The 14655-nt window shown below is 70.4% G+C and carries 19 protein-coding genes; 14 read left to right on the forward strand and 5 right to left on the reverse strand.

All coding sequences use genetic code 11. The features are described 5' to 3' along the window. The first annotated feature begins 26 nt into the window (after nucleotides 1-26). From RIU97_RS32490 to RIU97_RS32515, 6 genes are all read left to right on the forward strand, one after another. On the forward strand, nucleotides 27-1022 hold the full coding sequence (locus tag RIU97_RS32490; protein ID WP_404961095.1) for a transcriptional regulator TrmB: 996 nt from the start codon (nucleotides 27-29) through the stop codon (nucleotides 1020-1022). A 96-nt stretch (nucleotides 1023-1118) separates the two neighbouring features. Beyond that, nucleotides 1119-1805 (forward strand): ribulose-phosphate 3-epimerase, encoded by a 687-nt coding sequence (rpe, locus tag RIU97_RS32495; RefSeq protein WP_404961096.1) that lies wholly within the window; start codon nucleotides 1119-1121, stop codon nucleotides 1803-1805. A gap of 105 nt (nucleotides 1806-1910) precedes the next feature. Then, entirely contained in the window at nucleotides 1911-2960 is a 1050-nt protein-coding gene (locus RIU97_RS32500) for a sugar-binding transcriptional regulator (RefSeq protein WP_404961097.1), read from the forward strand. A 102-nt stretch (nucleotides 2961-3062) separates the two neighbouring features. Continuing rightward, entirely contained in the window at nucleotides 3063-3284 is a 222-nt protein-coding gene (locus tag RIU97_RS32505; RefSeq protein ID WP_189740325.1) for a CarD family transcriptional regulator, read from the forward strand. Nucleotides 3285-3333: 49 nt separating this feature from the next. Next, the gene (locus RIU97_RS32510) at nucleotides 3334-3804 is read left to right on the forward strand and encodes a ribonuclease domain-containing protein (protein ID WP_404961098.1); all 471 of its coding nucleotides are present in this window, start codon (nucleotides 3334-3336) and stop codon (nucleotides 3802-3804) included. After that, nucleotides 3801-4229 carry a barstar family protein gene (locus RIU97_RS32515; RefSeq protein WP_404961099.1) on the forward strand — a complete coding sequence of 143 codons (429 nt, stop codon included), beginning with the start codon at nucleotides 3801-3803 and terminating at the stop codon, nucleotides 4227-4229. The genes RIU97_RS32510 and RIU97_RS32515 overlap by 4 nt, the downstream gene beginning before the upstream one ends. Nucleotides 4230-4399: 170 nt before the next feature. On the opposite strand, the gene RIU97_RS32520 is transcribed toward RIU97_RS32515, so the two are convergent. The 5 genes from RIU97_RS32520 to RIU97_RS32540 form a co-directional block, all read right to left on the reverse strand. Continuing rightward, nucleotides 4400-4870 (reverse strand): group II truncated hemoglobin, encoded by a 471-nt coding sequence (locus RIU97_RS32520; RefSeq protein WP_404961100.1) that lies wholly within the window; start codon nucleotides 4868-4870, stop codon nucleotides 4400-4402. Nucleotides 4871-4875: 5 nt separating this feature from the next. Beyond that, nucleotides 4876-5196, reverse strand: coding sequence for a putative quinol monooxygenase (locus RIU97_RS32525; RefSeq protein WP_404961101.1), 321 nt, complete (start codon nucleotides 5194-5196; stop codon nucleotides 4876-4878). Nucleotides 5197-5269: 73 nt separating this feature from the next. Beyond that, nucleotides 5270-5779, reverse strand: coding sequence for a hypothetical protein (locus RIU97_RS32530; protein WP_404961102.1), 510 nt, complete (start codon nucleotides 5777-5779; stop codon nucleotides 5270-5272). Between the two features lie 69 nt (nucleotides 5780-5848). Beyond that, complete coding sequence (locus tag RIU97_RS32535; RefSeq protein ID WP_404961103.1) at nucleotides 5849-7597, reverse strand: FAD-dependent oxidoreductase; 1749 nt, start codon at nucleotides 7595-7597, stop codon at nucleotides 5849-5851. Next, nucleotides 7594-7866 (reverse strand): UBP-type zinc finger domain-containing protein, encoded by a 273-nt coding sequence (locus tag RIU97_RS32540; RefSeq protein ID WP_404961104.1) that lies wholly within the window; start codon nucleotides 7864-7866, stop codon nucleotides 7594-7596. Before RIU97_RS32540 ends, RIU97_RS32535 begins: the two co-directional genes overlap by 4 nt. Nucleotides 7867-8148: 282 nt before the next feature. Between RIU97_RS32540 and RIU97_RS32545 the strand changes: the two genes are divergently transcribed. From RIU97_RS32545 to RIU97_RS32580, 8 genes are read left to right on the forward strand one after another with little or no spacing between them, the layout of a single operon-like run. Further along, on the forward strand, nucleotides 8149-8973 hold the full coding sequence (locus RIU97_RS32545; RefSeq protein WP_404961105.1) for a type 1 glutamine amidotransferase domain-containing protein: 825 nt from the start codon (nucleotides 8149-8151) through the stop codon (nucleotides 8971-8973). Between the two features lie 42 nt (nucleotides 8974-9015). After that, nucleotides 9016-10653, forward strand: coding sequence for a thiamine pyrophosphate-binding protein (locus tag RIU97_RS32550; protein ID WP_404961106.1), 1638 nt, complete (start codon nucleotides 9016-9018; stop codon nucleotides 10651-10653). A gap of 42 nt (nucleotides 10654-10695) precedes the next feature. Beyond that, nucleotides 10696-11130, forward strand: coding sequence for a nuclear transport factor 2 family protein (locus RIU97_RS32555; protein ID WP_404961107.1), 435 nt, complete (start codon nucleotides 10696-10698; stop codon nucleotides 11128-11130). Nucleotides 11131-11153: 23 nt separating this feature from the next. Further along, nucleotides 11154-11609 (forward strand): nuclear transport factor 2 family protein, encoded by a 456-nt coding sequence (locus RIU97_RS32560; protein ID WP_404961108.1) that lies wholly within the window; start codon nucleotides 11154-11156, stop codon nucleotides 11607-11609. A 13-nt stretch (nucleotides 11610-11622) separates the two neighbouring features. Then, entirely contained in the window at nucleotides 11623-11994 is a 372-nt protein-coding gene (locus RIU97_RS32565) for a nuclear transport factor 2 family protein (protein ID WP_351297093.1), read from the forward strand. Between the two features lie 9 nt (nucleotides 11995-12003). Beyond that, nucleotides 12004-13608, forward strand: a complete 1605-nt coding sequence (locus RIU97_RS32570) for a GMC family oxidoreductase (RefSeq protein ID WP_404961109.1) — start codon at nucleotides 12004-12006, stop codon at nucleotides 13606-13608. Beyond that, nucleotides 13601-14212 (forward strand): DJ-1/PfpI family protein, encoded by a 612-nt coding sequence (locus RIU97_RS32575; RefSeq protein ID WP_404961110.1) that lies wholly within the window; start codon nucleotides 13601-13603, stop codon nucleotides 14210-14212. Before RIU97_RS32570 ends, RIU97_RS32575 begins: the two co-directional genes overlap by 8 nt. After that, the gene (locus tag RIU97_RS32580) at nucleotides 14212-14655 is read left to right on the forward strand and encodes a VOC family protein (RefSeq protein ID WP_404961111.1); all 444 of its coding nucleotides are present in this window, start codon (nucleotides 14212-14214) and stop codon (nucleotides 14653-14655) included. Before RIU97_RS32575 ends, RIU97_RS32580 begins: the two co-directional genes overlap by 1 nt.

Below are 14655 nucleotides of genomic sequence, written 5' to 3' on the forward strand. Positions count from 1 at the left end.
GGCAAGCGGAAGAGAGTCGGTCGCCGATGCTGGATGCTCTGGGCCTCGAAGCCGACGACGAGCGCGTCTACCGGGCGCTGCTCGGACGGCCGGACTCCACCGTGATGCTGCTGTCGGACCTGCTCGACGCATCGCGGGCCGACGTGGACGGGGCACTGTGCCGTCTGGTCGGGTGGGGGCTGGTGATCAGGTCGGCGGACGAGCGGTTCACCACCGCGCCGCCGGCCATGGCGCTCGGCGCTCTCATCAGCCAGCGCCGAGACGGGCTGCGCAGGGCCGAGCAGGCACTGGTGACCTTCGCCGAGGAACACCGGGCGGCGATGACCGGGAGCAGCATCAGCGATCTGATCGAGGTCGTCACGGGCGTCGACGCCATCCGCCACCGCTTCCTGCAGGTGCAGCAGGCAGCCCGCACCCAGGTCCGCAGCTTCATCACGGCACCGTTCGTCGCCGTGCCTCCCGACGAGAACACGGCCGAAGCCATGGCCATCGGCCGCGGCGTGCACTTCAGGGCCGTACTGGACCGGGCCGTGCTGGCAGAGCCGGGCATCGTCAAGGATGCGATCGAATCGCTCCACAACGGCGTGCAACTGCGGGTCGCCGATCAGCTGCCGATGAAACTCGTGCTGGCCGACGCCGACCTCGGCCTCGTCCCGCTCGCGGTCACACCGGACGGAGAGCCCGGCGCCGTGCTGCTGCACCGCAGCGGCCTGCTGGACGCGTTGGACGCGCTGTTCGAGACGGTATGGCGAACCGCCCACCCGCTGGAGCTGTCGGGCGTCGGCGGAGAGGCCGAAACCACCGTCGAGCTCGGTCCGGAAGGCCCGACCGACCTCGACCGGAGGATCCTCGCGCTCCTTCTTGCCGGTCTCACCGACCCGACGGCCGCGACACAGCTCGGTCTGTCACCGCGCACGCTGCACCGACGCCTGCGCCATCTCATGGACATAGCCGGAGTCCGGACCCGGATGCAGCTCGGCGGCCACGCCGTCCGGCACGGCTGGGTAGATCCACAAGCATAAGTTAAATGTTCGCCATGATCATTTAAGCGTCGTTGCGTCCGCGACGAGTTGCGGGGTAGTGGCCGGAAGCGGCCGCAGGCATGGCAGGCTTGGGGCATGGCCGCGCAGATTTATCCCAGCATCCTGTCCGCCGACTTCGCCCGACTCGCCGAAGAGGCGAAGGCCGTCGAGGGGGCCGACTGGCTGCATGTCGACGTCATGGACAACCACTTCGTCCCGAACCTCACCCTCGGCATGCCCATCGTGGAGTCCCTGAGCCGGGCCACGGACATCCCGCTGGACCTCCACCTGATGATCGAGAACCCGGACCGCTGGGCCCCGCAGTACGTGGAGGCCGGTGCGGGTTCGGTCACCTTCCACGCCGAGGCCGCGGCGGCGCCCGTGCGCCTCGCGCGGGAGATCCGGGCCAAGGGGGCGCGGGCGTCGATGGCGCTCAAGCCCGCGACGCCCATCGAACAGTACGAGGACATCCTCCCCGAGCTCGACATGCTGCTGATCATGACGGTCGAGCCCGGCTTCGGCGGCCAGCCCTTTCTCGACATCATGCTCCCCAAGATCCGCCGGACCCGGGAGCTGATCTCCAAGCACGGCCTGGAGCTGTGGCTGCAGGTCGACGGCGGGGTCTCGGCCTCGACCATCGAACGCTGTGCCGAGGCCGGCGCCGACGTCTTCGTCGCGGGCAGCGCGGTCTACGGCGCGGTCGATCCGGCCGCCGCCGTGCGCACGCTGCGTGACCAGGCGGGTGCGGCGATCGCCGCCGCGCCGTGGGCTTGCGACCACTGAGCCAAGGGTTGATGAACAGCTCGGTGAACGGGAGCTGTCCAGGCTGATCAACGGCCGTCGGATCTGACAGGATGAACGGCGAGTCGAGAGTGTGAACACGAGAGTGTGAACAGCAGTGAGGAGAACGCGGTGTCTGCAATGTCGGCGGGACGGTCAGCCCTGCGGATGGGACCCGCGGAGCTGGTGCAGGCGGCGGCCATGGCGCGCCGTTTCTACCTCGAGGGCAAATCCAAGATCCAGATCGCCGAGGAGTTCGGCGTGAGCCGCTTCAAGGTGGCCCGGGTCCTGGAGACCGCCCTGGAGCGGGACCTCGTACGGATCGAGATCCGGGTACCGGCCGAACTCGACGCGGAGCGTTCGGACGCGCTCAGGGCCCGGTACGGGCTCCGGCACGCGGTCGTGGTGGAATCGCCGGCCGACGCCACCGAGGACGCGCCCGACCCGGAGAACCTGGGCGCGGTCGCCGCCGACCTGCTGGGCGAACTGGTCAACGAGGGCGACGTACTGGGCCTGGCGTGGGGACGGTCGACCATTCACATGGCCGCCTCCCTGCACCGGCTGCCGCAGTGCACCGTGGTCCAGCTGACCGGCGTGTACGACGCGGGGACCGCCGAGCGCGGTTCGGTCGAGGCCGTGCGCAGGGCCGCCCAGGTCTCGGGGGGCGACGCGCACCCGATCTACGCGCCGATGCTGCTGCCCGACCCGGCGACCGCGACCGCGCTGCGCAACCAGACCGGGATCGCGCGCGCCTTCGAGTACTTCGACAAGGTGACGGTCGCGGCCGTCTCCATCGGCTCGTGGGAGACGGGCATCTCCACCGTCCACGACATGCTGACGGACGAGGAGCGGGCCCACTACGCCTCGCTGGGCGTCGCGGCCGAGATGTCCGCCCATCTGTTCGACTCCGAGGGCCGGCGGGTCGGCCGGGACCTCGGCGAGCGGTGCATCACCGTCGAGGCGGACCGGCTGCGGCGGATCCCGGAGGTCGTGGCGATCGCGGGCGGACTGCGCAAGGCCTCCGCGATCGGGGCGGTGCTCCGGTCCGGTCTGGTGACCAGCCTCGTCACCGACACGGCCGTCGCCGACTACCTGCTGACGGAGTCGGCCCCCGGGCTGCGGCCGGCGCTGGAGCGGGCCGATCCCGACGACCTGTAGCGGCGGATCGGCGGTCCGCCGCCACGGCCGATGCGGATGGTGCCGGAATTGAGATCCGAACGGCGGACCGCGCGGCGGCCTGCTGGGCGCATACTGGTTCCAATGACAAAGTCAGCAGTACCTCGCCGCCATTTGCCGTCCAGCCCGTTCAAGGCCCCCGTGGAACAGCCCATCCGGCAGTTCAGCGTCGGCGACCGGGTCACTCACGATGAGCACGGTCTCGGCCGTGTCGTCGGAATCGAGGAGGGGATCGCCGTTCTCGTCGACTTCGGTTCGGTCCAGAAGCGAATCCTGAGTCCCTACACCAAGATGGCCGCACTCTGAGGCGACCGGGCGATTCGCGAGCGAATCGGATATTTGGCACGATCGGTGCATGATCTTTCGGAACGTGCCCCGATCGCTGCTGCGTTTGCTGGGGGCCGTGTTCCTCTGTGCCGCGCTGGTCGGCGCGGTGGGCTGTGGCGGGCAGCAGCCCGCGCCCGCCGCCGCCAGCGCCAGCGCCAGTGCCAGTGCCAGTGCGCGCGGGGCCAGTCCCGGCAGTAGTACCGCTCCCGCGTGGGCGAAGGGCATGGCCGTCGTACGGGCCGACGCGCTGCCGCAGCAGGCACGTGACGTGCTCGCGCTCATCGACAAGGGCGGGCCGTATCCGTACCGGCAGGACGGCACCGTCTTCGGGAACTTCGAGAAGGTCCTGCCCAAGCAGAAGCGCGGCTACTACCACGAGTTCACGGTGCGGACCCCGGGGGAGCGGGACCGCGGGGCCCGGCGGATCGTGACGGGTGAGGGTGGGGAGTTCTTCTACACGGACGACCACTACGACACCTTCAAGGCGGTTCTCCGATGACCCTGGACCCGCAGCCGCTCGCCCCCGCGCTCGCGGCGGCCGATGCCGCCGGCTGGACGACCGTACGGCTGGACCTGGACGGCGTACGGGGCAAGGCGGAGCTGATGCGGCGCTGCGGGGTCGCCTTGCGGCTGCCGGAGTGGGTCGGCGGGAACTGGGACGCGCTCGCGGACGCGATGCGGGACCTGTCGTGGCTGCCGCGTGCCGCGGGGCGGCTGGTCGCGGTGACCTCGTGGCGCGGGTACGCTGCCGCGCGGCCTGCGGAGTGGGAGACCTTCGTGGAGGTGCTGGAGGAGGCCGTGGACTTCTGGCGGGGGCTGGACGGCGGGGAGCCGGGGCTGACGGTGCTGCTGGCCGAGGCCGGGCCCGGGCCGGCTGCCGGGGCTCCGTCCCGGACCCCGCGCCTCAAACGCCGGCGGGGCTGAAAGATCGGGGCTCCGCCCCCGGCCCCGCGCCTCAAACGCCGGCGGGGCTGAGTGGTGCCGGCGGGGGTGAGTGGTGGCGGCGGGGTGAAAGATCGGGGCTTCGCCCGGGACTCCGCTCCTCGAACGTCTGGAAGCCGAAGACCCGGAGCAGGGCTCCGGGTCTTCGTCGCTCAGTCCGTCTTCGGGATCCACGGTGGGGTCTGGCCCCAGGACCAGACCGGGATCTTGGCCGCGTCGACCGGGGGCGGGTTGGGGCCCGAGTAGATCAGGGCCATGCGCGTGCCCCACTCGATGTAGTAGGCGAAGACTCCGCGGAACTCCGGGTCCGTCGGGAGGCCGACCTCGTCGGCCGTGTCCATGAGCAGGTCCACCCAGCGGCGGCGCTGCTTCTCGGTGATCCCGCGGCCCAGGTGCTTGGTGGCCATGTGCTGGTGGCCGCCGTGGTGGGCGGAGTAGTCCGAGGGGCCGCCGAAGACCTCCGACAGCCAGACCGCTACGTGCTGCGGGTGCTCCGAGTCCATGCCGGCGAAGACCGGGGCCAGGATCTCGTCCTGCAGGGCGTGGGCGTAGAAGGCGTCGGTGAGGCGGTCCATCGCCTCCGCGCCGCCCATCCACTCGTAGATGGTGGGTGTGGTGCTCATCGTCGTCAGATGGCCTTTCCCGTGCCCACGACGCCCGTCACGAGGTAGTGCTGCATCTCCTCGATGGCCGTCACGTACGGTCGGATCGCGCTGAAGAACGCCGGGAAGTGCTCGCCCTTGCGGAATCCGCCCAGGTGGGCCTCGATCGAGGTCCAGCGGATGCGCAGGATGTAGCGCTCCTTCTCCTCCTCGCACCGGGCCAGTTCGTAGTCGATGCACTCGGGTGACGCGGCCAGGGCCTCGGCGGCCCGGGCGTAAGCGTCCTCGAAGGCCGGCTGGTCGTCCAATGCGATCCGGTAGCGGATGTATTCGACGGTGGTGGTCATGGGTGCGTGCCTCTCCCTGGTTGGTGGTCTCGGCCAGCCTCACGCGATCATGCGCCGGAGTGGGGCCGATCGGTCATTCGGACCCGGACTTCCTGGAGTCGGTCTCGCCGGAGACGTCCGGGCCCTGCTCGCGGACCTGGCGGACCTTGTCCAGGGAGTCGCGCAGTTCGGTCAGCCAGGTGTCGGTGTTGCGCCCGACGAGGCGGACGCACCAGGCCAGGGCGTCGGCCCGGCTGCGGGCGACCCCGCCGGCGACCAGGGTGTCGAGGACCTGGCGTTCGGACTGGCGCAGGCGGGTCATCACCGGGACGGCGAGGTGGGTGAAGAGCGTCGTCTCCTCACCCGCCCGCACGCCCCAGGCGACCTTGCGCCGGTAGAGGGACTCGGCCTCGCGGGCCACCTCGATGCGCTGTTCGCGGGTGCGTTCGCGGAACTCCTTGACCGACTCGTTCGCCGGTATGACTCCGACGACCGTGATCTCCTCGCGGTCGGCCGTGACCGAGACGAGGGACTCGTAGACGTCCACCGGCAGGCGCTCGGCGAACCACGCGCGGAGCTGTTCGCTCTGTTCGGCTGTAATCATGTAATCAACGTTGCATCCGATACCTTCTTGATCGCAAGGATTACGGCCCCGGGGAATGTCGCAGCGCTCTCAGCCCATCGAGCGGTAGCGGTGGATCAGGGAGACGGCCATCGCGCCCTCGCCCACGCCCGAGGCGACCCGCTTGACCGAGTGGGCGCGGACGTCGCCCGCCGCGAAGACGCCGGGGACGCTCGTCTCCAGCGGGTAGGGGGCCCGCTCAAGGCTCCACTCGGCCGGGAGCTCGCCGCCGTTCGCGATCAGGTCCGAGCCGGTGAGGACGAAGCCGTACTCGTCCCGCTCGACGACGCCGGCGAGCCAGTCGGTGTGCGGGCGGGCGCCGATGAAGGTGAACATGAACCGGGCCGGGACCTCCGTGTTCCCGCCCGTGTCCGCGTCGTGGAGGGTCAGCCGCTCCAGGTGTTCGTCGCCGTCGAGGCGGACCACCGTGGTGCGGACCTTCACCTCGATGTTCGGGGTGCGGTCGATCTCGTCGATCAGGTAGCGGGACATGCTCGCGTCCAGGGAGGCCGCGCGGACCAGGATCGTCACCCGGGCCGCGTACTTGGCGAAGTGCACCGCCGCCTGGCCGGCCGAGTTGGCACCGCCCACGATGAACACGTGCTGCGAGATGCAGGCGGAGCTCTCGGTGGTGGCCGCGCCGTAGTAGAGCCCCGCGCCCTCGAAGCGGTCCGCGCCCGGGGCCTCCAGACGGTTGTACGAGACGCCGGTGGCCAGCAGGACCGTCTCCGCGCTGATCTCCGTGCCGTCCGCCAGGGTGATGATCTTCGCCGGGTCGTCCCGGGTCAGCGAGACCACCTCCACCGGGTGCAGGATCTCGGCGCCGAACCGGGAGGCCTGGATCGTGGCCCGGCGGGTCAGGTCGCCGCCCGAGAGGCCCGAGGGGAAGCCGAGGTAGTTCTCGATCAGGCTGGAGGTGCCGGCCTGGCCGCCCGGGGCGCGGGAGTCCAGCATCAGCGTGGAGAGGCCCTCGGAGGCCGAGTAGACCCCGGCCGCCAGGCCGGCCGGGCCCGCGCCGACGATGACGCACTCGTAGTGCGGGCGCGAGGCGGTGGTGGCCAGGCCCAGGCGCTGGGCGAGCTGGGTGTCGGTGGGGACGGAGAGCACCGTGCCGTCCGGGAAGCGGACGAGGGGGAGCGCCGCGTCGGCCTGGGCGGCGGCTATCACGGTCAGCGCCTCGGGGTCCCGTTCGACGTTGAGGAAGCGGAACGGCTGGCCGTTGCGGGTGAAGAAGTCCCGGACGGCGTGGGTGCCGGGGGAGACCAGGTGGCCGGCGACGATGATCCCGTCGTACGCCGGGCGGTAGGTGGCCAGCCAGTCCGACAGCAGGTCGTCCAGGACCGGGAAGAGCCGCTCGTGCGGCGGGTCCCACGGCTTGAGCAGGTAGTAGTCCAGCCGGACCCGGTTGATGGCAGTGATCGCCGCGTCGGTCTCCGCGTACGCCGTCAGCAGCACCCGGCGGGCGTCCGGGAAGCGGCTGACCGCCTCCAGCAGGAACTCGACCCCGGTGACGTCGGGCATCCGCTGGTCCACGAGGAACAGCGCCGGGTCGTGGCCGCGTTCGTCGAGGGAGTCCAGGATCTTCAGGGCGTCGGCCGCCGAGGAGGCGCCGAGCACCCGGTAGCGGTCGCCGTAGGCACTGCGCAGGTCGCGGCGGACGGCGCGCAGCACCTGCGGGTCGTCGTCCACGGCGAGTATGACCGGCTTCTTGTTCTCGGCGCGCTCGGCGGCGGCCGCCGCGGACACGGCCGGGGCGGCGGGGGCGGCGGGGGCCGCGGAGTTCTCCGGGGCCGCGCTCATGCCGGGTCCAGCATCAGCTTGTCGGCGTAGCACCAGGCCCAGTCCTCGCCGGGCTCGTGGGAGGCGGCTATGGCGTGCTCGGTGGTCCGGTAGTGCCGGGTGGCGTGACGGTTCTTCGACGAGTCGCAGCATCCGACGTGCCCGCAGCTGAGGCACATCCGCAGGTGCACCCAGGTGTCGCCGGCGGCGAGGCACTCCTCGCAGCCCGCGGCCGTGGGTTTCACCGGACGTATCTGATCGATGTGTGTGCACAACAGGTCCATCGTCATCGTCCCCGTCCCTCTCTCGTGCTCGTTCACCAACACGGCCCGCGCGCCCGTGATTCACGGCGCGTCCAGACGATAGGGCGGGGACGCGGTAATGGTTCATCGAATCGGCCGAAGTCAGGTAGTCCTGAAGCTACTTCCTGACGTCCGCCGATGACTTCCTGAGGTGCTGCCACGACCTGGGCGGCTACCTCACGAAGTCGCATACCAGCGCTTTGACGCACGCCCCCGGGCGCGGCCAGTGTGGGGGACGCCAACGACAACAGGCGGCGCCTGGAGGAATACGTGAGCAGAAAGATTCTGGTCATTGTCTCCGAACACGGTTACTGGGCCGAGGAACTGATCGGACCCGTATCGAAGTTCGACGAGCGGGGCTACGAAGTCATATTCGCCACGCCGACCGGAAAGCGTGCACACGCTCTTCCGCCGAGCCTCGACGCGAACTACATCGATCCTCCACTGGGACGCTCGGTCACCAGCGAGGAGAACGCCCGGCGGGGGCGGGAGTTCGAGCAGTCGAGCCGGCTGGACTCGCCGCTCGACATCGAGGCGTGGGTCCCCGAGCGTCCGTACACGAGCGACGAGGGCTACCTGCGCAAGCTGGAGCAGTACCACCGGGATCTGGACAAGCTCGACGCCGACATCGCGGACTACGATGCGATCCTCATCGTCGGCGGCAGCGGCCCGATCGCGGACCTCGCCAACAACGAGCGCGTGCACGCCCTGATCCTGGCCTTCAAGAAGGCCGGCAAGGTCGTGGCCGCGGAGTGCTACGGGGTCGCCTGCCTGGCCTTCGCCCGGGACTGGAGCGACCGCAGGAGCATCATCTGGGGCAAGCACGTGACCGGCCACTGCAAGGAGTACGACTACAAGGACGGCACCGGATTCCTCGGTACCGACTTCAACATGGGGCCGCCGCCGTATCCGCTGGAGTACATCCTGCGCGATGCGACGGGCCCGCGCGGCGCGTACCACGGGAACTTCGGCAAGCCGGTCTCGGTGATCGTCGACTTCCCCTTCGTCACCGGACGTTCCACCCCCGACTCGTATCTCACGGGGCAGAAGATCGTGGAAGTCCTGGAGGACGGTCTCACCCGATACGGCTGGTAATCCCGGCGGCCGCAGAGAAATCGGAGAGTTGAGGGGGAATTCATGGAAGCCACTCCCGGACGGGAAAGGCTGATCGAGCAGTTCAAGGCCGACGGCCTGAATGTGATGTTCGGAAATCCGGGGACGGTGGAACAGGGATTCCTCGACGCGGTGGACGCGGCGGAGGACTTCACCTACATCCTCGCCCTCCAGGAGACCGTCGCCGCCGGCATCGCCGACGGGTACGCCCGGGCGACCGGCGGCGCGGCGCTGCTCCAGCTGCACTCCGGGGTGGGGCTCGGCAACGGCATCGGCATGCTCTACCAGTCGCTGCGCGGCCACACCCCGCTCGTCGTGGTCGCCGGTGACGCCGGGGTGCGCTACGACGCCATGGACGCCCAGATGGCGTCCGACCTGGTGGCGATGGCCAAGCCGGTGACGAAGTACGCGACCCGGGTCACCGACCGGCACTCCGTGCTCCGCACCGTCCGGCGCGCCGTGAAGATCGCGCTCACCCCGCCCCGGGGGCCCGTGTTCGTGGCGCTGCCGATGGACGTGCTGGACGAGCTCAACTCCGAGCCCGTCCTGCCGGCCACGGTGCCGCTCACGGACGTGGCGCCCTCGCCGGCCTCGGTGGGGCGGGCGGCCGAGCTGCTCGCCTCCGCGCAGCGGCCGGTGGTCCTCGTCGGGGACGGGGTCTCGCTCTCCGGGGCGCAGAACGAGCTCGCCGCCGTCGCCGGGCTGCTGGGCGCCGACGTGTACGAGGTCGACTCGTCCGAGGTGAACATCGCGGCCTCGCACCCGCTGCGGCGCGGCCAGACGGGCCACATGTTCGGCCCGCACAGCAAGGATCTGGTCGGGGACGCCGACGGAGTGCTGATCGTCGGCACCTATGTCTTCCCGGAGGTGTTCCCCGAGCTGGAGAACCCCTTCCGGGCGGGCGCGAAGGTCATCCACATCGACCTCAACGCCTACGAGATCGCCAAGAACCACCCCGTGGACCTGGGCCTGGCCGCCGACCCCAAGCAGGCACTGCGCGCGCTGGCCGGCGTACTGGACCGGCTGCTGAGCCCGCAGCAGCGGGCCGCGGCCTCCGCCCGGCTCGACGTACGGACCCGGGAGCGGGCCCGCGAGGCGCAGGCGGCCACGGACGACGGCTCGCCGATGGCCGTCTTCCTGAAGACGCTGGCCGAGCGCACCGGCGGGGACCTGATCGTCTTCGACGAGGCGCTGACCACCTCGCCGCTGGTCACGCGGTACCTGCCGGCGGAGCGGCCCGGCGACTACCACCTCACCCGGGGCGGTTCGCTCGGCGTCGGCTTCCCGGGCGCGGTCGGCGCCAAGCTGGCCCGGCCGGACCGGCTCGTCGTCGGCTTCGCGGGCGACGGCGGGTCGATGTACACGTACCAGGCGCTGTGGACCGCCGCGCGGCACGGCATCGACGCCAAGTTCGTGGTCTGCAACAACCGCAAGTACCGGCTGCTGGACGACAACATCGCCGAGTACTGGCGGGAGCGGGACATCCCGGCGCACGGCTTCCCGGGCTCCTTCGACCTCTCGCACCCCGAGATCGACTTCGCCGGGCTGGCCCGGTCCCTCGGCGCCGGCGGGATGCGCGTGGAGAAGCCGGACGAGGCGGTCTCCGCCGTGGGCCGGATGCTGTCCCACCCCGGCCCCTTCCTCGTCGACATCCAGATCTGACAGCCATCCGACGCAAGTCCCGTACGGACAGGAGGAGACCGCATGCCCGCCGAGCGGCAGCTGACCGAGGACGCGATCCGCAGTTTCGCCGAGAAGTGGTACGTGGCGCTGGACCAGCACGCGGGGGCGGCCGACGTGCTCGCCCTGATCACCGAGGACCTGGAGTTCAAGGTCCCCGAGGACACCTTCCTCGGACACGAGGGCTTCGGACGCTGGTACGAGGCCGTCACCCACCGCTTCTTCGACGAGGTGCACACGGTCACGAAGGTGGAGCCCGTCATCGAGGGCGACCGGGCGGTCGTCCGGGTCCTCGTCAACTGGCAGGCCAAGATCTGGAACCCGCCGGCCGCCCGGAGCGAGTGGCTCGGCTTCGACGCCGATCAGACGTGGACGGTGGTCGCCGGTCCGAACGGACCGCTGATCAAGCAGTACACCGTCAACGACCTGGCGCCGATGCCCGGTTCCGGCTCCCTCTGACCGCCGGCGAAGGAGAAGCGACCATGACCGAAGTGACGCAGGAGCGGGTGCGGGCGGCCTACGCCGCCCTCGGCTCCGGCGACCGGGCGCGCATCGCGGAGTACTACTCCGAGGACCTGCGCTGGCTCGTGCCGGGCAACCACCCGCTGGCCGGCTGGTACGAGAGCCTGGACGCCTTCCTGGAGCTGATGGGGCAGACCCACAAGCTCACGGGCGGCACCTTCCGGATGGACCTGGAGGCGGTCCTCGTCGGCGAGGACTGTTCCGCGGACGTGTGCCGCAACGTCGCCCTTCGGGCGGGCGCGGACGGGACGAGCGGGTCCCCGTACGAGCGGATGGACTACCCGGTCTTCCACTACATGCGCTGGCAGGACGGCCGGATCGTCGAGGGCCGCGACGGGCTCTTCGGGGACTCGGCGTCCGCCTTCAGCCAGTTCTGGGCGCCGTTCGCGCCGGACGGAACCCGCAGGGACCGATAGGGGGATGAGCGCGATGGACGCACGACAGATCCTTCAGAAGTACTACGAGTACGCCAACGCCGGGGACTGGGACCGCTGGTGCGACCTGTTCGCCGACGACCAGGTCATGGACGAGCAGCTGGCCGGCCACATCGAGGGACTCGAAGTCCTGCGCTCGATGATGAAGGGCATGGGCACGATGTACCGGGTCTTCCGGAACGAGCCCGTGCACTTCCTCGTCGACGGTGAGAAGGCCGCGGCCGTCTCGCACCTGACCGCGGTCAGCGCCTCGGGCGAGCCCATCGAGGCCGAGGTCATGAACTTCTTCCGGATCGTGGACGGAAAGATCGCCTACATGGCGAACTACCACGACACGGTTCCCTTCCAGGTGCTGAGCCAGGGCTGAGGGGGACCCGTGAGCGTGGAAGAGTACGACTACGTCGTCGTGGGATCCGGCACCGCGGGCAGCGTCCTCGCGAACCGGCTCTCCGAGGACCCGGACGTCTCCGTCCTCGTCCTGGAGGCGGGCGGCTCCCGGATCCCGCCCGAGGTGGACGACCCGTCCTCCTGGTACAAGCTCCTCGGCGGCCCCGTGGACTGGGGCTACACCAGCACTCCGCAGCCCGGCCTGGACGGCCGCCGCACGTACGAACCGCGCGGCAAGGCCCCCGGCGGCAGCAGCAACCTCTACATCATGATGCACATCCGCGGCCACGCCTCGGACTTCGACAACTGGGCCTACCAGGGCGCGGCGGGCTGGGCACACGAGGACGTGCTGCCGTACTTCGCCCTGCTGGAGGGCCAGGAGGACGTCACCACCGCCACCACCGGCACCCGGGGTCCGCAGCGGATCACCAACGCCGGGCGGCACGGCCCCAACCCGGTCTCGCGCGCCTTCATCGACGCAGCGGTCGAGCTGGGCCACGAGGAGATCGCCGACTTCAACACCGACGGGCCCCGGCGCGGCCTCTTCGGCACCGGCTGGCACCACATCGACGTGGCCGACGGGCGCCGCCAGGGCGTCCTCGCCGCCTATCTGGAGCCCGCGCTCGGCCGGCCGAACCTGACCCTGCGCACCAGCGCGCAGAGCACCCGGCTGCTCTTCGACGGGGACACCTGCACGGGCGTCGAGTACGCCCAGCTCCAGGCCCCCGCCGAGTTCGCCGGCCGGACCGTCCGGGACGCGCACAGCAGTGCCGGGGCGCCCGGTCTGCACACCGTACGGGCCCGCCGGGAGGTGATCGTGGCCGCCGGGGCCATCGAGTCCCCGAAGCTTCTGCTGCTCTCCGGCATCGGCCACCCCGAGCAGCTGCGCGAGCACGGCATCGACGTCACCGCGGCCCTGCCCGGGGTCGGCGAGAACTTCCACAACCACGTCCTGACCGGACTGATGGCCGAGGTCACCCAGGAGCTCCCGCCGCCGGCGCAGAACCTGTCGGAGAGCGCTCTGTTCCTGTCCTCGCAGCCCGGACTGCCCGCGCCCGACCTCCAGATCGCCTTCGTCCACGTGCCCTTCGACGTGATCGTCGGCCAGGACCACCCCAACACGGTGTCCATCCTGCCCGGTGTCGTACGGCCGGTCTCCCGCGGCTGGATCAGGCTCGCGAGCGCCGACCCGCTGGCCCACCCGCTGATCAACCCGAACTACCTGGGCGACCGCTGGGACCTGGAACGGATGGTGCAGGGCGTCAAGACCGCCCGGGAGATCTTCGCGACCTCCGCCTTCTCCCCCTGGTACAAGCAGGAGCTCCAGCCCGGACCCGGCTACGTGAGCGACGACGACCTGCGCACCTTCGTGAAGCAGAAGTCGGAGAGCTACCACCACCAGGCCGGCTCCTGCCGCATGGGCATCGACGACCTCTCCGTCGTCGACCCGGAGCTGCGGGTGCACGGCGTACGGAACCTGCGCGTCGTCGACGCCAGCGTGATGCCCGCGGTCCCGTCGGGCAACTGCCACACCGCCATCGCGATGATCGCCGAGCGCGCGGCGGACTTCCTGAGGGGGGTGTCCCGTGCCTGACGCCGTGCTGCGCGAGGGTGCGCTGTCCGGGACCCGGATCGCGGTCCTGGTCGAGAGCGACTACTACGAGCCGGAGATCTTCTACTACCAGCACCGGTTCGCGGAGGAGGGCGCCGAGGTCGACTTCCTGACCCGGCTGTGGGGCAACGACTCCATCACCTTCACCGGGCACGAGTACCGGGCGCCCTTCACGGCGAACCGGTCCCTGGAGGGGCTGAGCGACGAGGAGCTGCGCCGGTACGCGGCGGTCATCGTGCCCTCCGGCATGGTGGCCGACCGGCTGCGCTACACCGAGGACGTGGACCAGCTGGCCCCGGCGACGGAGCTGCTGCGCCGGGCCTTCGAGGAGCCGACGGTCCTCAAGGGGATCATCTGCCACGGCATGTGGCTGGCCGCCTCGATCCCGGACAAGGTGCGGGGCCGCAAGGTGGTCTGCCACAACAACCTCATCGGGGACGTCCGGAACATGGGCGGCCAGTACGTCGACGAGGACGTGGTGGTGGACGGGGACCTGGTCACCGGCCGCACCGGCGCCCACCACCACCTGTTCGCCCGCCGGATCATCGACCTGATCGTGGCCGGACGGGGCCGGGGGGCGGCCTGATGGCCGGCCTGGTCTGGTCGCACGTGGGCCTCAACTGCGTGGACCAGAAGACCACCGAGGAGTTCTACACCCGCTACTTCGGCTTCTCCCGGGCCCGGGTGGTCGACCTCGGGGAGTCGAAGATCGTCTTCCTGCGCAAGGGGGACGCGTACCTGGAGCTCTTCGCTGCGGGCACCGAGCCGGCCCGGCCGGCGCACGACGACGGGCCGCAGGCCCCGGGCAGGATGCGCCACCTGGCCTTCCAGACCGACAGCGTGGACGCGTTCCTGGCATCGCTCGGCGACACGGCCGAAGTGACCCTGGGGCCGCTGGACTTCGACGACTTCATCTGCGGGTGGCGGACCGTGTGGGTCCGCGATCCCGACGGGGTGATCGTCGAGGTCAGCCAGGGATATGAGGACGACCGCTCTCACGAGGGCTCTCACGACAAGGACGGTGCTTGA

It is taken from the genome of Streptomyces sp. 147326 (assembly GCF_045000215.1).
In the GTDB taxonomy this organism is placed as follows: domain Bacteria; phylum Actinomycetota; class Actinomycetes; order Streptomycetales; family Streptomycetaceae; genus Streptomyces.